This is a genomic window from Rehaibacterium terrae (genome assembly GCF_014202935.1).
GTDB lineage: Bacteria > Pseudomonadota > Gammaproteobacteria > Xanthomonadales > Xanthomonadaceae > Rehaibacterium > Rehaibacterium terrae.
Genome location: NZ_JACHHX010000012.1, coordinates 36,651 through 55,389, shown reverse-complemented (window position 1 = coordinate 55,389; position 18,739 = coordinate 36,651). Strand labels below are relative to the sequence as shown.

At 70.6% G+C, this 18,739-nt stretch carries 21 protein-coding genes; 7 read left to right on the top strand and 14 right to left on the bottom strand.

Translation table 11 applies throughout. The features are described 5' to 3' along the window. Nucleotides 1-14 precede the first annotated feature (14 nt). From HNQ58_RS09245 to tsaB, 3 genes are all read left to right on the top strand, one after another. Complete coding sequence (locus HNQ58_RS09245; RefSeq protein WP_183948625.1) at nt 15-530, top strand: tetratricopeptide repeat protein; 516 nt, start codon at nt 15-17, stop codon at nt 528-530. Between the two features lie 169 nt (nt 531-699). Continuing rightward, entirely contained in the window at nt 700-2,691 is a 1,992-nt protein-coding gene (gene yoaA / locus HNQ58_RS09240; protein WP_183948624.1) for a DNA repair helicase YoaA, read from the top strand. Further along, a complete protein-coding gene (tsaB, locus tag HNQ58_RS09235) occupies nt 2,688-3,425 on the top strand; it encodes a tRNA (adenosine(37)-N6)-threonylcarbamoyltransferase complex dimerization subunit type 1 TsaB (protein WP_183948623.1) in 738 nt (245 codons plus the stop codon). Before yoaA ends, tsaB begins: the two co-directional genes overlap by 4 nt. Before the next feature lie 117 nt (nt 3,426-3,542). On the opposite strand, the gene HNQ58_RS09230 is transcribed toward tsaB, so the two are convergent. Both HNQ58_RS09230 and hslO read right to left on the bottom strand, forming a co-directional pair. After that, the gene (locus tag HNQ58_RS09230; RefSeq protein WP_183948622.1) at nt 3,543-4,532 is read right to left on the bottom strand and encodes an XOO1806 family protein; all 990 of its coding nucleotides are present in this window, start codon (nt 4,530-4,532) and stop codon (nt 3,543-3,545) included. Between the two features lie 141 nt (nt 4,533-4,673). Next, entirely contained in the window at nt 4,674-5,564 is an 891-nt protein-coding gene (gene hslO, locus HNQ58_RS09225) for an Hsp33 family molecular chaperone HslO (protein WP_183948621.1), read from the bottom strand. Nucleotides 5,565-5,707: 143 nt separating this feature from the next. Between hslO and mtgA the strand changes: the two genes are divergently transcribed. Further along, entirely contained in the window at nt 5,708-6,439 is a 732-nt protein-coding gene (mtgA, locus tag HNQ58_RS09220) for a monofunctional biosynthetic peptidoglycan transglycosylase (protein ID WP_425504167.1), read from the top strand. A gap of 57 nt (nt 6,440-6,496) precedes the next feature. Here mtgA and arsB read toward each other — a convergent pair whose 3' ends face one another. From arsB to HNQ58_RS09205, 4 genes are all read right to left on the bottom strand, one after another. Next, the gene (gene arsB, locus HNQ58_RS09215; RefSeq protein WP_183948620.1) at nt 6,497-7,534 is read right to left on the bottom strand and encodes an ACR3 family arsenite efflux transporter; all 1,038 of its coding nucleotides are present in this window, start codon (nt 7,532-7,534) and stop codon (nt 6,497-6,499) included. A gap of 78 nt (nt 7,535-7,612) precedes the next feature. Then, on the bottom strand, nt 7,613-8,029 hold the full coding sequence (locus tag HNQ58_RS13430) for an arsenate reductase ArsC (protein WP_343057261.1): 417 nt from the start codon (nt 8,027-8,029) through the stop codon (nt 7,613-7,615). Then, nucleotides 8,026-8,208, bottom strand: coding sequence for a VOC family protein (locus HNQ58_RS13425; protein WP_246417277.1), 183 nt, complete (start codon nt 8,206-8,208; stop codon nt 8,026-8,028). Before HNQ58_RS13425 ends, HNQ58_RS13430 begins: the two co-directional genes overlap by 4 nt. A 23-nt stretch (nt 8,209-8,231) precedes the next feature. Next, a complete protein-coding gene (locus tag HNQ58_RS09205) occupies nt 8,232-8,555 on the bottom strand; it encodes an ArsR/SmtB family transcription factor (RefSeq protein ID WP_183948618.1) in 324 nt (107 codons plus the stop codon). A gap of 83 nt (nt 8,556-8,638) precedes the next feature. On the opposite strand from HNQ58_RS09205, the gene HNQ58_RS09200 reads away from it, so the two are divergent. Together HNQ58_RS09200 and HNQ58_RS09195 are read left to right on the top strand one after the other, a co-directional pair. Next, the gene (locus HNQ58_RS09200) at nt 8,639-9,583 is read left to right on the top strand and encodes a glycosyltransferase family 2 protein (RefSeq protein ID WP_183948617.1); all 945 of its coding nucleotides are present in this window, start codon (nt 8,639-8,641) and stop codon (nt 9,581-9,583) included. 159 nt (nt 9,584-9,742) lie between these two features. After that, complete coding sequence (locus HNQ58_RS09195; protein ID WP_183948616.1) at nt 9,743-10,171, top strand: CBS domain-containing protein; 429 nt, start codon at nt 9,743-9,745, stop codon at nt 10,169-10,171. Nucleotides 10,172-10,386: 215 nt separating this feature from the next. Here the strand turns inward: HNQ58_RS09195 and trhA are convergent, their stop codons facing one another. The 5 genes from trhA to HNQ58_RS09170 all read right to left on the bottom strand — a co-directional run bounded on the left by trhA (nt 10,387) and on the right by HNQ58_RS09170 (nt 16,350). Continuing rightward, nucleotides 10,387-11,034, bottom strand: a complete 648-nt coding sequence (trhA, locus tag HNQ58_RS09190) for a PAQR family membrane homeostasis protein TrhA (protein WP_183948615.1) — start codon at nt 11,032-11,034, stop codon at nt 10,387-10,389. 85 nt (nt 11,035-11,119) lie between these two features. After that, nucleotides 11,120-12,724, bottom strand: a complete 1,605-nt coding sequence (locus tag HNQ58_RS09185) for a peptide chain release factor 3 (RefSeq protein WP_183948614.1) — start codon at nt 12,722-12,724, stop codon at nt 11,120-11,122. Nucleotides 12,725-12,825: 101 nt separating this feature from the next. After that, complete coding sequence (locus tag HNQ58_RS09180; protein ID WP_183948613.1) at nt 12,826-13,728, bottom strand: peptidoglycan DD-metalloendopeptidase family protein; 903 nt, start codon at nt 13,726-13,728, stop codon at nt 12,826-12,828. Between the two features lie 23 nt (nt 13,729-13,751). Next, entirely contained in the window at nt 13,752-14,879 is a 1,128-nt protein-coding gene (locus HNQ58_RS09175; RefSeq protein WP_183948612.1) for a phytase, read from the bottom strand. Nucleotides 14,880-14,967: 88 nt separating this feature from the next. Beyond that, the gene (locus HNQ58_RS09170; RefSeq protein ID WP_183948611.1) at nt 14,968-16,350 is read right to left on the bottom strand and encodes an L-serine ammonia-lyase; all 1,383 of its coding nucleotides are present in this window, start codon (nt 16,348-16,350) and stop codon (nt 14,968-14,970) included. Nucleotides 16,351-16,415: 65 nt separating this feature from the next. Here HNQ58_RS09170 and HNQ58_RS09165 point away from each other — a divergent pair, with 65 nt between their 5' ends. Continuing rightward, nucleotides 16,416-16,655 carry a glutaredoxin family protein gene (locus HNQ58_RS09165; protein WP_183948610.1) on the top strand — a complete coding sequence of 80 codons (240 nt, stop codon included), beginning with the start codon at nt 16,416-16,418 and terminating at the stop codon, nt 16,653-16,655. 246 nt (nt 16,656-16,901) lie between these two features. Here HNQ58_RS09165 and HNQ58_RS09160 read toward each other — a convergent pair whose 3' ends face one another. From HNQ58_RS09160 to HNQ58_RS09150, 3 genes are read right to left on the bottom strand one after another with little or no spacing between them, the layout of a single operon-like run. Continuing rightward, on the bottom strand, nt 16,902-17,447 hold the full coding sequence (locus tag HNQ58_RS09160; protein WP_183948609.1) for a YceI family protein: 546 nt from the start codon (nt 17,445-17,447) through the stop codon (nt 16,902-16,904). Further along, complete coding sequence (locus HNQ58_RS09155; protein ID WP_183948608.1) at nt 17,444-18,040, bottom strand: cytochrome b; 597 nt, start codon at nt 18,038-18,040, stop codon at nt 17,444-17,446. Before HNQ58_RS09155 ends, HNQ58_RS09160 begins: the two co-directional genes overlap by 4 nt. Beyond that, a complete protein-coding gene (locus HNQ58_RS09150) occupies nt 18,037-18,660 on the bottom strand; it encodes a YceI family protein (protein ID WP_183948607.1) in 624 nt (207 codons plus the stop codon). Before HNQ58_RS09150 ends, HNQ58_RS09155 begins: the two co-directional genes overlap by 4 nt. Between the last annotated feature and the right edge of the window lie 79 nt (nt 18,661-18,739).

The window sequence follows — 18,739 nt, the reverse complement described above, 5'->3', positions numbered from 1 at the left end:
GGAGAACGCAACCGATGAAACGATGGACCCCACTGGCCGGCGCGTTGCTGCTGGCGGCCTGCACCACCCCGTCGTCGCCGCCCGCGCAGCAGGCCACCAAGCCGCCTGCGCCGCCGGTGCGTGACCTGGTGGCGCAGGTGCGCGCCGCCGCCGAGGCCGACGACGCACTGGCGGTGTCACCGCTGCGTGACCCGCAGATCGAAGACCTGCGCGAGGAAGTCGAGCGGCTGGAGCGCGCCGGCAAGTACCGGCAGGCGGCCGCCGTGCTCGCCCGGGCGCTGGAGATCGTGCCCGACGATCCGGAACTGCTGCAGCATGCCGCCGAGCTGGCGATCCACCGTCAGGCCTGGACCGAAGCGGTGGAGCTGGCCAGTCGCTCGTATCATCTCGGTCCGCGCCTGGGCCCGCTGTGTCGGCGCAACTGGACCGCGCTGCGGGTGATCTACGAACTGCACGCGCAGGACGAGCACGCCGCGCTGGCGCGCGAGAAGCTGGCGCAGTGCACGGTCGAGCCGCCGGTCAGGATGTGACGGGCCCGGGGGTCGGGATTCATACGGCACGCGGCCGGACCCGCCAAAGCGGTTTTGTTCCACACCCCGATGCCCGTTACGCTCCCCGCCATCCGGCGCGGACGCATCCGCCACGCCGGCGCGTTCGAATCCCGAATCCGAATCCCGAATCCCCGACTCCGGCTCCCCCGTGACCTCCCTCACCGCCCGTACCGCCGCCGCCCTGGCGGCCGACGGCCCGCTGGCCGGGAGGCTGCCGGGCTACGTCCCGCGTGCGGCGCAGCAGCAGCTCGCCGTCGCCATCAGCGAGGCGATGGATACCCGCGGCACGCTGGTGGCCGAGGCCGGCACCGGCACCGGCAAGACTTACGCCTACCTGGTGCCGGCGCTGTTGTCGGGGCAGCGTGTGATCGTCTCCACCGGCACCCGGGCCTTGCAGGACCAGCTCTACCATCGCGACCTGCCGCGCGTGCGCGAGGCGCTCGGTGTCGGCCTCAAGACCGCACTGCTCAAGGGCCGCGCCAATTACCTGTGCCTGTACCGCATGGAGCAGGCCAAGGGCGAGGCGCGCTTCGCCTCGCGCGAACAGGCATCGCAGTTCCAGCGCGTGGTGGCGTGGAGCCGAGGCACCCGGCGCGGCGATCTCGCCGAACTGGCCGACCTGCCCGAGGACTCGCCGCTGTGGCCGGCGATCACCTCCAACACCGAGAACTGCCTGGGCAGCGAGTGCCCGTTCTGGGACGAGTGCTTCGTGGTGCGCGCGCGCCAGCAGGCGCAGGCGGCCGATCTGGTGGTGGTGAATCACCATCTGCTGCTGGCGGATCTGGCGCTCAAGCAGGAGGGCTTCGGCGAGATCCTGCCCGGCGCGCAGAGCTTCGTGCTCGACGAGGCGCATCAGTTGCCCGAACTGGCCAGCCAGTTCTTCGGCGAGGCGGTGAGCGCGCGGATGTTGAACGACCTGGCGCGCGACGCCCTGGCCGAATGCAGGTCGGTGACCGGCGCGCTCGCCACCGTGCAGGCGCCGGTGCGTGCGCTGGAGCAGCAATTGCGCGAGCTGCGCCTGGCGATGCAGACGCTGCCGCCGCGCGGCCCGCAGGGGCGACTGCTGGCCGAGCCGGGGCTGGAAGACGGGCTGGATGCGCTGGCCGACGCGATGCATGCGCTGCACGACGCGCTCGCCACGCTGGCCGAGGCCAGCCCCGGCTTCGCCGCCTGCCGCGAGCGCATCGCCGACATCGGCGCGCGGCTGGCGCGCTGGCGCTTGGTCGAGACAGGCGAGGAGACGGCGGGCGAGGAGCAGGAGGCGCCGCCGCGCAGGGACTTCGACGTGCGCTGGTACGAGCTGACCCAGCGCGGCTTCACCCTGCAACGCACGCCGCTGGACGTCGCCGGCCCGCTGCGTGCCTTCCGCGAGCGCAGTGGCGCGGCGTGGATCTTCACCTCGGCGACATTGGCGGTCGGCGGGCAATTCCACCACATCGCCCGCAAGCTCGGCCTCGGCGAGCACGCCACGCTGCTCGAGCCCAGCCCGTTCGACTGGCCGACGCAGGCGCTGTGCTACCTGCCGCGCGGTCTGCCCGAGCCCAATTCGCGCGACTACACCGCCGCCATGCTCGATGCGGTGTGGCCGGTGCTGGAGGCCTCCCACGGCCGCGCCTTCCTGCTGTTCACTTCGCACCGCGCCTTGCGCGAGGCTGCCGAGCGGCTGGCCGACGGCCCGTGGCCGCTGTTCGTGCAGGGCAGCGCGCCGCGCAACGTGCTGCTGGAACGGTTCCGCGCCTCGGGCAACGGCGTGCTGCTGGGCGCGGCGAGTTTCTGGGAGGGCGTGGACGTGGCCGGCGAGGCCTTGAGCGTGGTGGTCATCGACCGGCTGCCGTTCGCCGCGCCCGACGACCCGGTGCTGGAGGCGCGGCTGGAGGCGGTGCGCCGTGGCGGCGGCAACGCTTTCCGCGACGAGCAGTTGCCGAGCGCGGTGATCGGCCTCAAGCAGGGCGCCGGCCGCTTGATCCGTACCCATGCCGACCGCGGCGTGCTGGTGCTCTGCGACCCGCGCCTGCTCGGCAAGCGCTACGGCCGGGTGTTCCTCGACAGCCTGCCGCCGCTGCCGCGCACCCGCAGCCTCGACGACGTGAAAGCCTTTTTCGCCCGCGCCGCCGATCGCGTGCTATCGGAGTCCGCATGAACCTGCTCGCCATCGAAACCGCCACCGAGGCCTGCTCGGTGGCGCTGTGGGTGGACGGCGAGGTGCTTGAGCGCCATGAGGTCGCGCCACGCCGGCACACCGAGTTGGTGCTGCCGTGGGCACAAGCCCTGCTGGCGGAAGCCGGCCTCGCGCGCTCGCAACTCGACGCCATCGCCTGCGGCCGCGGGCCGGGCGCCTTCACCGGCGTGCGGCTGGCGGTCGCCATCACGCAGGGCCTGGCGCTGGCGCTGGATCGCCCGGTGCTGGCGGTGTCCACACTGGCCGCGCTGGCGCTCGAAGCCGAAGGGCATGACAGCATCCTCGCCGCGATCGATGCGCGCATGGGCGAGGTCTACGCCGGCCTGTTCGGCCGCGACGCGGAGGGGCTGGTCTCGCCCCTGGGTGAGGAGCGGATCGGCGCGCCGGCCACGCTCGCGCTGCCCGGCACCGTGCCGTTGGTCGGCGTCGGCACCGGCTTCGCCGCCGAGGGCGGCGTGCTGCGCGAACGCCTCGCCGCGCGCCTGCTCGAATGCCGCGCCGAGGCACTACCGCATGCGGCCGCCGTGGCGCGGCTGGGCGCGCGCGCCTTCCGTCGTGGCGAGGCGGTCGCGCCGGAAAGGCTCGAACCGGCCTACCTGCGCGAGAAGGTCGCGTTGACGCTGAGTGAACAGGGGAAGGGAGTGGAGAGCCGGGATCGCGGACCGGAGACCGGGGAGCCAGGCAAGAGCCCGTGATTCCGGCCTTTCGAGGCTCAGGGTGGCATCAAATTTCCATCGCCGCCCAATCCCAGCGCGACATCGCCCCCGGCTTGCGCCGGGGCGGCGCGGATTCGATGCTTTTCCGGTTTCCGCTTACAGGTCCTGCTGGTAGCGGACGTAAGGCACGCGGCCGGTGGTTTCGGGGTCTTCGTCGGAGAGCCCCCAGGGGTTCTTGCCGCGGCTGACCAGGTTCTGCGCGCCGACGGTCAGGCGCGCGCGCCACGGAGTGCGCCAGGTGAAGCCGACGTCCAGCCCGCCCCAGCTGCCGTCGCGGCCGGCGGTGTCGATGACGCGGCTGCTGATGGCGCCGCTGAACGGACCGTAGCCGGCGCCCAGGCTGAGCTCGGCGCTGTCCCACTGCTGCAGTCCGAGCGCCTCGCCGGCCGGGATCAGGCGGGCGCGGGCAACGGTGCCGCCGATCGCGATCCAGCCGTTGTCGCCGATGTCGAACTGCGCGCCGAGGCCGAGATCGTTGCGTTCGATCCGGCTGCCGAGCAGCGACAGCCCCGGCAGTTGCTGCTGCCAGGCCTGCACCGGCGCGTATTGCGGGAGCGGTTGCGCGAGCGGCTGCACGCTCGGCAGGTCGTAGCGGCCGAAGCCGAGCGAGAACTCGAAGCGGCCGCCCGGCAGGTCGTAGCGGGTTTCGCTGCGCACGCCGGCGCGGTAGGGGCCGAGCGGGTCGGCGACCGCGTCCAGCGAACCGAGCAGGCAGTGCTGGGCCAGCGCGCCGAGGGTGTTCATCAGGCCACCGTGCGGGTCGCACAGTAGGGCCAGGCCGCTGTTGGCCTCGAGCTTGAGTGTGGATTGCAGCTGGCCCTCGCCCAGGCGGACGCGGGCGCCGAAGCCGAGGTCGGGCAGGGGGTCGCCGCTGCCGATGACGCGCTCCAGCGGGCTGCGCGGCGAGGCGTCGAGCAGCAGCAGCGCCTCGATCCGTCCGCTTTCGCGGTTCCAGACCGGCAGGACCGTGGTCGACTCGGCGCTGCTGGCCGGGGCGGCCTGGATGATCGGCCCGTCGGGCGCCTGCGCACGCGCCGGCAGCGCCGCGAGGGCGAGCAACAGGCTGGCGGTCAGGGCAAGGCGCACGGAGAGGGCTCGGTTCACGGGGACATGGACCCGGTCGCGGAAGTCGAGTTCCCGCCGGGGCGTGGCTGGATTCTACGCCGCTTACGAAACGCTAACAAACACCGGTGGGCCGAAATGTGACCACGTCCGTCGCTTTTCGGCTCATTGCAGCCGGTCCGGCGCGCGGCCGGTCGGCGGGGTGAACAGCTGCTCGATGTCGACCCGGTCGAAGTCGTAGCGCCGGTTGCAGAACTCGCAGGTGATCTCGGCCATGCCGCCGGCGGCGGTGGCCATCGCCTCGTCGTGGCCCAGGCTGCGCAGCATCGCGGCCACCCGCTCGCGCGAGCAGGAGCAGCCGAAGTCCAGCGGCGAGGCGCCCAGCAGGCGCACGCCCTCTTCGTGGAACAGCTGCCAGAGCAGGGTCTCGACCGGCAGGGCGCACAGCTCCGCGGGGGTCAGGGTGTCGAACAGGGCGCAGGCACGGTCCCAGCCGTCCGCATCGCCCTGCGTCTCGGGCAGCAGCTGCAGCATCATGCCGGCAGCGACATCGCCGTGGACGGCCAGCGCCAGGCGGGTCGGCAGCTGCTCGGACTGGGCGAAATAGCCTTCGAAGGCCTCGGCCAGGGTGTCGGCGTCGAGTCCGACCAGGCCCTGGTAGCGGACCGGTTCATGGCTGCCGGCTGGGTGGTTCTCGATGGTGATGGCCAGCAGCGAGCCGGGCCCGAAATGGCGCGGCGTCAGCGGGCTGGGGGTCGGCGCGTTGAAGCGTGCCAGGCCGCGCAGTTGGCCGGTGCGGGTGCACTCGGCGAACAGCGTGTTGAGCGCGCCGGTGCCGCGCAGCTGTACGCTCAGACGGCCGTCGACCTTGACGTGGCCGGTGAGCAGGCCGGCCGCGGCGCAGGTCTCGCCGAGGCGGGCGGCGATCTCGGGCGGGTAGTCGGCACGGTCGCGGATGCTGGCCCAGGTGTCGCTCAGGCGGACGATCACGCCGCGCACGCCGGAGCGCTCGAGCAGGAAACGGGTCAGGGCATCGCGGTCGTTGCGTCCGGTCATGGCAATGCGCGCGTCCCCGGCCGCGGCGCGGCCGGGGATCGGGTCATAATCGGGAGGAGGTCACGTCGGAGGGACTCAACTATGCGGGCAGCCCGAGCCGGACTCAAGGTGGACGCCGTCGCGCCAGGCGAGGCACCCCGCGGGTGAGGCGGCAGGCGATCTTCCGCCGCCGACCGTCGCCGTGGCGCCGGCTGCGGCGCCTGCTGTGGCTGCCTGCGGGCTTCGTACTGGTGACGCTCCTGCAGGTGGCGACGGTGCGTTTCGTCGATCCATGGACCAGTGGCTTCATGCTGGCCCGGCGCGTCGAGGCCTGGTCGGCCGGCGAGACACTGCGGATCGACTACCACTGGCGCGACTGGGGCGCGTTGTCGCCGCATTTGCCGATCGCGCTGGTCGCCGCCGAAGACCAGAAATTCCCGACCCATCGCGGTTTCGACTTCGATGCCATCGATGCGGCGTTGGCGCGCTATCAGGGCGATGGCCGCCTGCGCGGCGCCAGCACGATCAGCCAGCAGGTGGCCAGGAACCTGTACCTGTGGTCCGGGCGCAGCTGGCTCCGAAAGGGCCTGGAGGCCTGGTACACGGTCCTGATCGAGGCGCTGTGGCCGAAGCGGCGCATTCTGGAGGTCTATGCCAACCTGGCCGAGTTCGGCGATGGCATCTATGGCGCCGAAGCCGCTGCGCAACGTTTCTTCGGCAAGCCCGCCAGCGCCCTGACGCCCACCGAGAGCGCGCGGCTGGCGGCGGTGTTGCCCAGCCCGCGCCGCTACCGGGCCGAGGCGCCGGGTCCGTATGTGCTGCAGCGGCAGCGATGGATCGAGCAACAGGTGCGCCAGCTCGGCGGGCCGGACTACCTGCGCGAATGCTGCGGCTGATCAGTCGCGGGCGGGAGCGGGGCAGGCCGGCGCCGGCGCATGCGGCGCGTCCGGCCACTAGCGGCGCTTGAACCACAGCGCCACGCCGACCAGCCCGATCAGCACCGGCACCTCCACCAGCGGCCCGATCACGGTGGCGAAGGCGATCGGCGAGGCCAGCCCGAAGGCGGTGATGGCGACGGCGATGGCGAGCTCGAAGTTGTTGCTGGCGGCGGTGAACGACAGCGCGGTGGCGCGGCCGTAGTCGGTGCCGGTCCGGCGCGACAGCCAGAAGCTGACGAAAAACATGATCACGAAGTACAGCGCCAGCGGCAGCGCGATGCGCAACGCGTCCAGCGGCAGCGCCAGCACCGCGCCACCCTTGAAGGTGAACATCGCCGTGATGGTGAACAGCAGCGCGAACAGGGTGATCGGCGCGGTGCGCGGCACGAACACGCCGTCGTACCAGGCCGCGCCCTTGGCGCGGCGCAGCCAGCGGCGGGTCAGGAAGCCGGCGGCGAACGGGATGCCCAGGTACACCAGCACCGCCTGCGCGATGGTCCAGAACGACACGTCCACATCGAAGCCAGGCAGCCCCAGCGCCGAAGGCAGCAGGCTCATGAAGAACCAGGCGTAAACGCTGAAGAACAGCACCTGGAATACGCTGTTGAACGCCACCAGGCCGGCCACGTATTCGTTGTCGCCGCGGGCGAGCTGGTTCCAGACGACCACCATCGCGATGCAGCGCGCCAGGCCAATCAGGATCAGGCCGGCCATGTACTCGGGCTGGTCGCGCAGGAAGATCACCGCCAGCGCGAACATCAGTGTCGGGCCGATCACCCAGTTCTGCAGCAGCGACAGCGCCAGCACGCGGCGGTCGCGGAATACCGTCGGCAGCGATTCGTAACGCACCCGCGCCAGCGGCGGATACATCATCAGGATCAGGCCGAGCGCGATCGGCAGGTTGGTGCCGCCGACGCTCAGGGCGTCGAGCCGCGCCGGCAGGCCGGGGAACAGCTCGCCGAGCAGTACGCCCAGCGCCATCGCGGCGAAGATCCACAGCGTCAGCCAGCGGTCGAGAAAGGCCAGGCGGCCGGCAGGGCGGTCTTGGGTCATGGCGTGGTTCGGATTTGCCATTTCGGAGAGAAGCGGGGCGTTGCGGGAGCGGCGATGGCCGCTCGCGCTGGCGAAGCGTCAGGCTTCATTGGCCGCGAGCGTGTCGAGCAGCGCCTTCACCCGCGCGGAAATCTCGTCGCGCACGGCGCGGTAGCCGTCGTCGTCCATGTCGCGCGGATCGGGCAGCGCCCAGTCCTCGCGGCGCTTGGCCGGCACCCACGGGCAGTGGTCGCCGCAGCCCATGGTGACGACGGCGTCGAACGCGATGCCGGCGATGTCGTCGAGCGACTTGGAGCGGTGCGTGCTGAGGTCGTAGCCTAGTTCGGCCATGAAGCGCACCGCCTTGGGGTTGATCCGCCCCGACGGGTGCGAGCCGGCGCTGTGGGCTTCGATGCGGTCGCCGCCGTGCAGGCGGGCGAAGGCTTCGGCCATCTGGCTGCGGTTGGAATTCTCCACGCAGACGAAAAGGACGCGCTTGCGCAGCGGGTGGTTCACAGCGCGCCCAGCCGTGGCGGCATGTCGGTGGCGATCGTCAGGCCGACGCAGGGGTTGCAGCGTTGCCACTGCGCACGCCGGTCGTCGCGGCAGCAGGGCTCGCTGCCGAGCGTCCGGGTGTAGAAACGGATGCCCGCTTCCAGGTCGGTGACGTGCAGGTCCACATGCAGGCAGGTCATGGCGGTTTCCTCGATCACTCGGATCACTTGGTGGCGTGGCGGGACGGCGCCGGGGCGCAGGCATCGCCGGCGCAGCAGTTCTCGGTCAGGTAGCCGAGCAGCGCATTCATCCGGGCGTAGTCCGCCGAGACGTGGATGGTGCGTCCTTCGCGGCGATCCCGGACCAGCCCGGCCGCGCGCAGGGTGTTGAGGTGCGCGCTCAGGGTGGCAGGCGGGATGTCCAGCTGCTCGCGCAGTTCGCCGACGGTCAGGCCGGCCTGGCCGGCCTGGACCAGCCGGCGGAAAGCCTCCAGCCGGTGTTCCTGGCCGAGGGCGCGGAGGGCGAGCAGGGCGGCGGCAGTGTCCATGTCGAAATAATTCTAGAAAAATGGAAGAATGTCAAGCGCCGGATGCCCGGCTAACATGCCGGCTGCGCTTCAATGTCGCCGCCATGTCGCCACGTCAACGTCTGTGCATCGTCGTTCCCGCCTTCAACGAGGCTCAGGCCCTGCCCGCGCTGCAAGCGCGCATCGCTGCCGTACTCGACACGCTCGACCTCGACGGCCGTGTCCTGTACGTGGACGACGGCAGCCGCGACGACACCTGGCAGGTGATGACGGCGCTGGCCGAGGCCGATCCGCGGGTGTCGGCGATCCGCCTGAGCCGCAACTTCGGCAAGGAACTGGCCCTGACCGCCGGCCTCGATCATGCCGACGCCGACGCCGTGGTGGTGCTCGATGCCGATGGCCAGGATCCGCCGGAGCTGATCCCCGCGTTCGTCGCCAAATGGCGCGAAGGCTTCGATGTGGTCTATGGCACCCGCCTGGCACGCGATGGCGAGAGCTGGCTGAAGAAGCTCACCGCGGCGGCGTTCTACCGGGTGATGGCACGGCTGTCGTCCACGCCGGTGCCGCGCGATACCGGCGACTTCCGGCTGCTGTCGCGGCGCGCGCTGGATGCGCTCGGGAAATTGCGCGAGCGGCACCGCTTCATGAAGGGACTGTTCGCCTGGGTCGGTTTCCGCCAGTGTGCGATCCCCTACCACCGTCAGGCGCGGCTGGCCGGGCGCAGCAAGTTCAGCTACTGGCGGCTGTGGAATTTCGCGCTGGAGGGCATCACCAGTTTCTCCACCGTGCCGCTGCGGGTCGCCACCTACGTCGGCCTGCTGACCTCGCTGCTGGCCTTCGCGTTCGGCGTCTGGATCGTGCTCAAGACGCTGCTGTGGGGCGACCCGGTGGCGGGCTATCCCTCGCTGATGGTGGTGATCCTGTTCCTCGGCGGCATCCAGCTGATGGCGCTCGGCATCCTCGGCGAGTACCTGGGCCGGCTGTACGACGAAGCCAAGCAGCGGCCGTTGTACCTGGTCGACGAGTGGCGTCCGGCGCGTACCGACTGAATTGGCTTGTCAGATGCCGTGGAGGACGTGAGCCGCGACCGGGCCTCCCCGCGGGGTGGCTGGTCGCCGCTCGCGCCGTGCCTTGGGCCGGCGCCGATTACCCGCTGTCGCGGCGACCGGACTATGATCGTCCCGTCACCGTAGCCAGAGGGGGTTGCCATGCGTACCGTCCGTCAGCTGCTGGAAGAGAAGGAGCGGCGTCTGATCGCGATCGCCCCCGAGGCGGCCGTCCTCGATGCGATCCGGCTGATGGCCGAGCACGGCATCGGCGCGGTGCTGGTGATGGAGGGCGGGCGGCTGGTCGGCATCCTCTCCGAGCGCGATTACGCCCGCAAGGTGATTCTGCAGGGGCGGTCTTCGTCGAGCACGACGGTGCGCGAGGTGATGAGCGCGCCGGTGGTCACCGTGACGCCGGACCACAGCTCCGACGCCTGCATGCAGCTGGTCACCCACGAGCGCATCCGCCACCTGCCGGTGGTCGAGGACGGGCGCGTGGTTGGTGTTGTCTCGATCGGCGATCTGGTCAAGGCGGTGATCGAGGACCAGCAGGAAGAGATCCAGCACCTGCACCGCTACATCGCGAGTTGATGCGCGCCGGCGCAGGGGCGCCGCGGTCGCGACGGCGAGTTGCCCGGGCCGACGGTCGCGGCCATGGCCGCGACCGCGACGCGGCAGCGGTCACGATCCGCGGTCCCCGGCTTTCGCCGGGATGAGAAATGCTGGATGCTTTTCCGGTTTCCGGTTTCCGGTTTCCGGTTTCCGGTTTCCGGTTTCCGGTTTCCGGTTTCCGGTTTCGGTGCCAGTCAGTCGAGCGCAGGCCCGGCCACCTGCGAATACACCGCCACGAAGTGGCACACACTGCCGGCGATGACGAAGCCGTGCCAGATGGCGTGCGCATAGGGGAGGCGGCGGCTGAGGTAGAACAGCGTGCCCACCGTGTAGGCGATGCCGCCGGCGAACAGCCAGGCCAGCGTCCAGCCCGGCAGCAGGCGCAGCATCGGCTCGATGGCAACCAGCGCCAGCCAGCCCATCGCCACGTAGATCAGTGTCGAGAGTCGCTTGAACCGGCCGGTGAAGAACAGCTTGAACACGCAGCCGGCCAGCGCCAGCGTCCAGACCGTCGCCAGCAGGCTCCAGCCCCACGGCCCGCGCAGGCCGACCAGCGCGAACGGCGTGTAGGTGCCGGCGATCAGCAGGTAGATCGCGCAGTGGTCGAACACCTTCAGCCGCGATTTCGCCGCCGGGTGCGGGATGGCGTGATAGAGCGTGGAGGCGAGATAGAGCAGCAGCAGGCTGGCGCCGAACACGATCGCGCCGGCCAGTTGCCAGCCGTCGCCGAAGATGGCCGCCAGCGTGATCAGCACCGCGCCGCCGGCCAGCGCGGCCACCGCCCCCAGGCCGTGGGTCAGGGCGTTGAGCAACTCTTCGCGCAGCGAGTCGGTGGTGGTCATCGGAGCATGGTCCATGGCGTGATGGCGGAGAGCTTACGCCAGCTTCCCGACGCGGTTTCGAGCCATTGCTCGATCGCCGTGGGCGTCAGTCCACGGCGATGGCGTGCGCGTGTTCGCGGGTGGCGGCGAAGGTCACCTCGGGCCAGCGTTCCTGGGTGAGTTGCAGGTTGACCCGGGTGGGCGCGAGGTAGACCAGCTCGCCGGCGGCGTCGAGGGCGAGGTTCATCGCGTTCTTCTCGCGGAACTCCTCCAGCTTCTTCGGGTTGTCGCAGCGGATCCAGCGCGCGGTGTTGATGCCGACCTGCTCGAAGCCTGCATCCACGCCGTACTCGTCCTTGAGCCGGTAGGCGACCACGTCGAACTGCAGGCTGCCGACCGCGCCCAGGATCAGGTCGTTGCTCATCAGCGGACGGAAGAACTGGGTGGCGCCCTCCTCGCTGAGCTGCGCCAGGCCCTTCTGCAGCTGTTTCATCTTAAGCGGGTCGCGCAGGCGGGCACGGCGGAACAGTTCCGGGGCGAAGTTGGGGATCCCGGTGAAGCTCAGGTTCTCGCCCTCGGTGAAGGTGTCGCCGATCGAGATCGTGCCGTGGTTGTGGATGCCGATCACGTCGCCCGGCCAGGCCTCGGCGGCAATCTCGCGGTCTGAGGCCATGAAGGTGAGCGCATTGGCGAGCTTGACTTCCTTGCCGCTGCGCACGTGGAAGGCCTTCATGCCGGCGCTGAAACAGCCCGAGCACACGCGCATGAAGGCGACGCGATCGCGGTGCTGCGGGTCCATGTTGGCCTGGATCTTGAACACGAAGCCGGTGAGTTTCTCCTCGGTCGGCTGCACCTCGCGGGTGGTGGTGGCGCGTGGTTTGGGCGAGGGCGCGTGCTCGACGAAGAAGTCGAGCAACAACTGCACGCCGAAGTTGTTCACCGCCGAACCGAAGAACACCGGGGTCTGCCTGCCGGCCAGGTAGGCGGCCTTGTCGAACGGGTGCGAGGCGCCCTCGACCAGCTCCAGCTCCTCGCGCAGCTCGCGCAGCATGCCGGCGCCGATGCTCGCCTCCAGCGCCGGGTCGTCGAGCGAGGCGAAGATGGTGCTGTCCTGGCGGGTGAAGTTGCGGCCCGACTCGTACAGGTGCACTTCGCCGGTTAGCAGATGCACCACGCCCTTGAGCCGCTTGCCCATGCCGATCGGCCAGGTGATCGGCGCGCACTGGATCTTCAGCACCGACTCGATCTCGTCGAGCAGCTCGATCGGCTCCTTGCCCTCGCGGTCGAGCTTGTTGATGAAGCTCATGATCGGCGTGTCGCGCAGGCGGCACACCTCCATCAGCTTGATGGTGCGCTCCTCCACGCCCTTGGCCACGTCGATGACCATCAGCGCCGAGTCCACCGCGGTGAGCACGCGGTAGGTGTCCTCGCCGAAGTCGGCGTGGCCCGGGGTGTCGAGCAGGTTGACGATGCGGCCCGCGTAGGGGAACTGCATCACCGAGCTGGTCACCGAGATGCCGCGTTCCTTTTCCAGCGCCATCCAGTCGGAGGTGGCGTGGCGCGCGGCCTTGCGGCCCTTGACCGAGCCGGCCATCTGGATGGCGCCGCCGAACAGCAGCAGCTTTTCGGTCAGCGTGGTCTTGCCGGCGTCGGGGTGCGAGATGATCGCGAAGGTGCGCCGGCGCAGGGTTTCGGTGCGTTGCTCGGACATGAACTCGGGCGCGCCGCGGCGCGGGCCGTGGCGGGGGGCGGGTGGCGGAGAGGGCGGAAAGTATAGCAGTGGCGGCGACTTGGCCGTGCCTCGCCAGGCAGTCACTGGCCCGGGATGGCGATGGTGCCCTGTGGGCCGGCGAGGCGGAACGGGATCGATTCCAGCTTCATTCCGCGGTTGACCTGCACCACGAAGTGCAGGTGCGGGCCGCTGGAAAAGCCGGTGTTGCCGGAGTGGCCGATGTGCTGGCCGGCGCGCACGCGCTGGCCCTCGCGCACCAGCACGCCGTCGGGCGCGAGATGGGCGTACACGGCCATCGTTCCGTCCGGGTGCAGGATGCGGATGTGGTTGGCGCGGCTGGCGAACTTCTCCCGGTCCATGCCGGCCTTGTGGAAGTCGGACTCCACCTGCATCACCACGCCCTCGCGCGCCGCCAGCACCGGCGTGCCCTCGGGTACGGCGAAGTCCACCGCGTGGCGGTTCTGGTCGTCGTCGTGGCTGAAAGCGCCGCCGAAACCCTGGTCGATGCGCCAGGACATGCCGCCCACCGGCAGCAGGTAGTCCACGTCCTGCGGCTGGGCCGACGGATCGCCCGGCACCGCCGCCAGCTTGAGGCTGAAACCGCCCGGTCGGCCCGGGTCGGCCAGCTGCAGGGTCGCCAGCCGGCTTTCCGCCGCCGCCGGCAGCACGCGGGTCAATGGCAGCGCGGGCTCGCTGGCGACGTTCTGGCGGTCGCTGAATTCCAGCCGCACCTCGACCGGCCCCGCCAGCGGATTGCGGGCGAGGGCGATGTAGCCGGCGTCGGTGCGTTCGATGCGCAGCCGGGCGAGGGTGCCTGGCTCGCCGGGCAGGCGACGCACCTCGACCCGGCCGGCTTCGCGGCCGGGCGGTGCGCGGTCGGTGTAGTGGACCACGCCGCGTTCGTCCACCCAGCGGTAGACCTTTTGCGCCGCCAGCGGGGCGGCGGCCAGCAGGCACAGCGTGACGGCCAGGGTGCGGTACATGCGGCCCAGTGTACGGACGCGGATCAGTCTTCGCAGTGAACGCGCAGGCCGAGCGCGGCGGCGATGTCGCGCCAGTCGAAGGCCGCCACCGCTTCGTCGTTGTGCACAGCGAAGAACACGCCGGCCGGGAAGCGCCGCGAGCCGGCCGCGTGCAGCCAGATGCCGTCGGTATTGGCGACCGTCTCGCCGGCGAAGGTGCCCAGGTGCGTCAGGCTCTCGCGGTCGAAGACATGGAACAGCGAGCGGTCGGGGTACTGGTCGGTGGCCAGCCAGTAGCCGCTGCCGTCCGGACAGGCCCACAGGGCGATGCCTTCGGCCTGGGCGCCGAACAGCCCCCGGCCGAGGGTCAGGCCGCTGAAGCGGCCGCTGGCCAGTTCGTACACCCGCAGCGCGGTGCCGGTGGGAAGGTGCTCCTCGGCCACCAGCAGGCGGTCATGGTGCGGATCGCCGAAAACCGATTCGGCGACCCGGATCGCGCCGGCCGTGCTGGTGTCGCCGAAGTCCTCGACGTGACGCGCGCTCACCGCGTCGTCCTCGTACAGCACACGGTAGCGGCGCAGACGGCCGTCGAGCCGGTCCAGCGGCGGGACGGTGTCGTGATCGGCGCCTTCCATGTAGGAGTCGGTCACGATCACTTCCAGCTCCCCCGGAGCCAACTCGTGCAGCCACAGGCCGTAGGGGCTGCGCAGTTCGCTTTCGCCGAAGGTCGCCAGCGGTCGCAGCTCGGGAAGGCGCAGCACCTGCACGCGGCGGTTGTCGCGCTCGGCCACGAACAGCAGGTCGGCGAACACGGCGATGCCGTTGGGGCGGTCGAACTCGCCGGGGTTGGGGCCGCGCCGGCCGAAGGTGCGCAGGTTCTCGCCGCGCTCGCCGTCGTAGATGCGCAGCCGGTGGGTGGTCTTGGCGGTGACCAGCAGCCAGAGCCGGCCGTCCTCGGCCAGCCAGGCGGCCGGCGAGTCCAGCGTGTCCTCGGGAATGCCGGGGGCGATGAAGGCCTCGGCGACGGTCGCGAAGCTTCGATCGATGCTGCTCGGCCGCTCCCGGTGGGCATCGGCTTCGAGCAGTGGCGGCCGCGGGCCGGGACCGGCGCAGGCGACGAGCAGGAGCAGCAGAACCAGGAGAAGCAGCGACAGGCGTCTGGTCAGCGGCATTGGGAGCAGGCCGGGGCGACAAGAGACGCAGGCTAGCAGATGCCGGTCCCCGTGGCACAGGCACGGGCCGGGGGCTGCGCGGGCTTGGTCAGCACTCGATGACGTTCACCGCCAGCCCGCCACGCGAGGTTTCCTTGTATTTGTCCTGCATGTCGCGGCCGGTGTCGCGCATGGTCTTGATGACCTTGTCGAGGCTGACCTTGTGCTTGCCGTCGCCGCGCAGGGCCATGCGGCTGGCGTTGATGGCCTTGACCGCGCCCATCGCGTTGCGCTCGATGCAGGGAATCTGCACCAGGCCGCCGATCGGGTCGCAGGTGAGGCCGAGGTTGTGCTCCATGCCGATCTCGGCCGCGTTCTCGATCTGGCCCGGCGTGCCGCCGAGCGCGGCGGTGAGGCCGGCGGCGGCCATCGAGCAGGCCACCCCGACCTCGCCCTGGCAGCCGACCTCGGCGCCGGAAATCGAGGCGTTTTCCTTGTAGAGGATGCCGATCGCTGCGGCGGTGAGCAGGAAGTCGAACACGCCCTGCTCGTCGGACTTGGGACAGAAGCGGTCGTAGTAGTGCAGCACCGCCGGGATGATGCCGGCCGCGCCGTTGGTGGGCGCGGTGACGACGCGGCCGCCGGCGGCGTTCTCCTCGTTCACTGCCAGCGCGTAGAGGTTGACCCAGTCGAGCACGGTGAGCGGGTCGCGCATCGCCGATTCGGGCTTGGCCGCCAGCTCGCGGTACAGCAGCGGCGCGCGACGCTTGACGTGCAGGCCGCCGGGCAGGGTGCCCTCCTCGCGGATGCCGCGCGCCACGCAGTCCTGCATGGCCTGCCAGAGCTGGCGCAGGCCGTTGCGGATGGCATCGGCGTCGCGCCAGGCCTGCTCGTTCTCGAACATGATCTGCGCGATCGACAGGCCGGTCTGTTCGCAGCGCGCGAGCAGCTCGTCGCCGCTGTGGAACGGATGCGGCAGTTCGGTGGTGTCGGCGACGATGCGGTCTTCGGCGGCCTCGTCCTGGTTGACCACGAAGCCGCCGCCGACCGAGTAGTAGTCGCGGGTGGCGATCACGGCGCCGTCGCCGTCGTAGGCGGTGAAGCGCATGCCGTTGGTGTGGTACGGCAGCTTCTGGCGCTTGTTCATGATGAGGTCGTGCTTCTCGTCGAAGCCGATCTCGTGGCGGCCGAGCAGGCGGATGCGCTTGCTGCTGCGGATGCGCTCGAGCGCGGACGGGATGATGTCCGGGTCGATGGCATCCGGCCAGTGGCCCTCCAGCCCCATCAGCACGGCCTTGTCGGTGCCGTGGCCGCGGCCGGTGAGCGCCAGCGAGCCGAACACTTCGGCGCGCACGCGGGCGGTGCGTTCCAGGTCGCCTTTTTCGTCCAGCCAGCGGGTGATGAAGCGAGCGGCGGCGCGCATCGGTCCGACCGTGTGCGAGGAGGAAGGTCCGATACCGATCTTGAACAGGTCGAAGAGGCTGACGGCCATGCTGGGGAATCCGGTGGAATGCCGCCTATTCTATGCCTCCCGCTGTTTGCGCCCAGCTTCCGACGATGCGCCTGACGCTCTACACCCGCGACGACTGCCACCTGTGCGACCAGGCCATGGAGGTGATGGCGGCCGCGCGGGTGCCCGAGTACGAGAGCGTATGGATCGACGGCGATGCGGCACTGGAGGCGCGCTACGGCGTGCGGGTGCCGGTGCTGCGTGACGAGGACAGCGGCACCGAGCTGGGCTGGCCGTTCGATGCTGCCGCCGTCGCGGCTTTCCTCGCCTCGCCGTGCCGCGGCTGAAGCCGTTGGCCTTCGGCAGACGGCTGCGTCGTTCCCGCAACAGCCGGGTGCCGGGCACTGGCCACGGCGGGGTGGCTCACGCCCGCTCCGGCCGCTCGAAATCGCTAAGGTGGCGCTCTTCCGCCGTGAGCGTTTTGCGGGCGAACGGCCTCACCCAGTCGCCGTCGGGGCCGCTGGCGGCGAGGAAGGCGCCGCGGTGGGCGGCGCAACGCGGTACGCCCGGACGTCGCCGAACATGGCGGGCGCTCACTCCGCACGGTGCAACGCGAGCCGCGTCCGCACCTGCACCTCGTTGGCGATCATGTCCAGGTCGGCCCAGTCGCCGCCACCGATGTCGAAGTCCAGGCGCCGCAGTGTTGCCTCGCCTTCGAGGATGGCCGGCTCGCCGGCGGTCCAGCGGAACTCCAGCGTGACCGGGCGGGTGATGCCGCGCAGGCTCAGTTCGCCGTCGGCGGCGTAGCGGCCGTCGCCGAGGGCACGGAAGCGTTCGGCGCGGTAGTGCGCCTGCGGATGGCGGCGGACGTGGAAGAAGTCGCTGCCGAGGAGCGCTTCGTCGCGCTCGGCGTTGGCGGTGTCGGCGCTGGCGAGGGCAATGGTCACGTCGAAGCGGGCGTGGTCGAGGTCGTCGGGATCGAAGCGGATCGCCGCCTGGAATTCGCCGAAGCGGCCCTCGAAACGCTCGCCTTGGGTCATGCCGATGAAGCCGAGTGTGGAGGCGGCCGGGTCCATCCGCCAGTCGGCGGCGTGTGCGGAGCAAGCGAGCAGCAGGGCGAGAGCGAGCGTGCGGATCATGCGGTGCCTTTGTCCTTGTCGTTGGCGCCGCCGCCGGCAGTGCGGCGGCCGAAGCGCGGCAGCATGCGACGCAGGGTGTCGTCGCGGTCGAGGTAGTGATGTTTGAGCGCGGCGGCGGCGTGGCCCAGCGCCAGCAGCGCCAGGGTGAGGGCGAGCCAGCCGTGCAGCGCGCGCCAGAACGCACGCATCTCCGGGTCGGGGGCCACCAGCCTGGGCAGGTTGAACTGGCCGAACCACTGCAGCGGGAAGTTGGAGGCCGAGTTGTAGGCCCAGCCGGCCAGCGGGACGGCGATCAGCAGCGCATACATCGTCCAGTGCACGAGGGTGGCGGTCAGGTGCTGCCAGCGTGGCGTGCCGGGCAGCGGCGCCGGCGCGCCGGCATACAGCCGCCACAGCAGCCGCAGCGCGACCAGGGCGAGCACGGTCAGCCCGAGCGACTTGTGCAGGGCGTAGATCTTCACCTTGGTCGGGTTGTTCGGCAGTTCGGTCATGAACAGGCCGACGCCGAGCAGGCCCAGCACCAGCAGCGCGGTCAGCCAGTGCAGGGCGATGCTCGGGCCGCTCCAGCGGCCCAGGCGTTGGTGCAGGCTCATCGGTCCGTCTCCTGGTCGTCGGTGTCGTCGAAGCCGGCATCGCGGACGCGGATCGCCTCGGCCTCGATGCGCAGGTCGACACGGTTGCCGATCACGGTGGGAAAAGCGAGCAGTCCGAGCTCTTGGCGCAGCAGCGAGCCGCTGGCCGAAAAGCCCGCGCTGGGGCGATGGGTCATCGGGTTGCGCTTGAGCGCGTTGAGGGTGACGTCGAGCGTGATCTGCCGGCTGACGTCGCGCACGCGCAATTGGCCGGTGACGCGGGCGCGGTTGTCGCCGAGCGGCTCGACCGAGGTCGACACGAAGCGCGCCTCGGGATGGCGCGCGGCGTCGAAGAACTGGCGGCCCAGCATCTGCCGGTTCCAGTCGGCGTCGCCCATGTCAAGCCGCGCGACCGGGATACGCGCCTCGACCCGCGCCGTGCGCCAGTCCTCCGGATCGAAACGCAGCCGGCCGGTGATGCCGGAGAAGGTGCCGATGGCCTGCGACAGGCCGGCGTGGTCGATGAAGAACACGACCCGGGTGTGCACCGGATCGAGCTCGTAGTCCTGCGGCGCAGCAATGGCCGTGACCGGCAACAACGCGACGAGCAGGACGCTCGGCAGGCGGGCGATGCGCGCCATGCGGGCCTCCGTGACGATCTGCCCCGATTGTAGGCGCCTGCGGGTGAACGCCGCATGCTTGCCGGTGGGGCGTGGCATT

Coding starts and splice junctions, on each gene's coding strand:
- HNQ58_RS09245 (WP_183948625.1), top strand. CDS start 15: ATGAAACGATGGACCCCACTGGCCGGCGCGTTGCTGCTGGCGGCCTGC.
- tsaB (WP_183948623.1), top strand. CDS start 2,688: ATGAACCTGCTCGCCATCGAAACCGCCACCGAGGCCTGCTCGGTGGCG.
- hslO (WP_183948621.1), bottom strand. CDS start 5,564: ATGACCGGACGCAACGACCGCGATGCCCTGACCCGTTTCCTGCTCGAG.
- arsB (WP_183948620.1), bottom strand. CDS start 7,534: ATGACCCAAGACCGCCCTGCCGGCCGCCTGGCCTTTCTCGACCGCTGG.
- HNQ58_RS13425 (WP_246417277.1), bottom strand. CDS start 8,208: ATGACCTGCCTGCATGTGGACCTGCACGTCACCGACCTGGAAGCGGGC.
- HNQ58_RS09205 (WP_183948618.1), bottom strand. CDS start 8,555: ATGGACACTGCCGCCGCCCTGCTCGCCCTCCGCGCCCTCGGCCAGGAA.
- HNQ58_RS09200 (WP_183948617.1), top strand. CDS start 8,639: ATGTCGCCACGTCAACGTCTGTGCATCGTCGTTCCCGCCTTCAACGAG.
- HNQ58_RS09195 (WP_183948616.1), top strand. CDS start 9,743: ATGCGTACCGTCCGTCAGCTGCTGGAAGAGAAGGAGCGGCGTCTGATC.
- trhA (WP_183948615.1), bottom strand. CDS start 11,034: ATGACCACCACCGACTCGCTGCGCGAAGAGTTGCTCAACGCCCTGACC.
- HNQ58_RS09185 (WP_183948614.1), bottom strand. CDS start 12,724: ATGTCCGAGCAACGCACCGAAACCCTGCGCCGGCGCACCTTCGCGATC.
- HNQ58_RS09180 (WP_183948613.1), bottom strand. CDS start 13,728: ATGTACCGCACCCTGGCCGTCACGCTGTGCCTGCTGGCCGCCGCCCCG.
- HNQ58_RS09175 (WP_183948612.1), bottom strand. CDS start 14,879: ATGCCGCTGACCAGACGCCTGTCGCTGCTTCTCCTGGTTCTGCTGCTC.
- HNQ58_RS09170 (WP_183948611.1), bottom strand. CDS start 16,350: ATGGCCGTCAGCCTCTTCGACCTGTTCAAGATCGGTATCGGACCTTCC.
- HNQ58_RS09165 (WP_183948610.1), top strand. CDS start 16,416: ATGCGCCTGACGCTCTACACCCGCGACGACTGCCACCTGTGCGACCAG.
- HNQ58_RS09160 (WP_183948609.1), bottom strand. CDS start 17,447: ATGATCCGCACGCTCGCTCTCGCCCTGCTGCTCGCTTGCTCCGCACAC.
- HNQ58_RS09155 (WP_183948608.1), bottom strand. CDS start 18,040: ATGAGCCTGCACCAACGCCTGGGCCGCTGGAGCGGCCCGAGCATCGCC.
- HNQ58_RS09150 (WP_183948607.1), bottom strand. CDS start 18,660: ATGGCGCGCATCGCCCGCCTGCCGAGCGTCCTGCTCGTCGCGTTGTTG.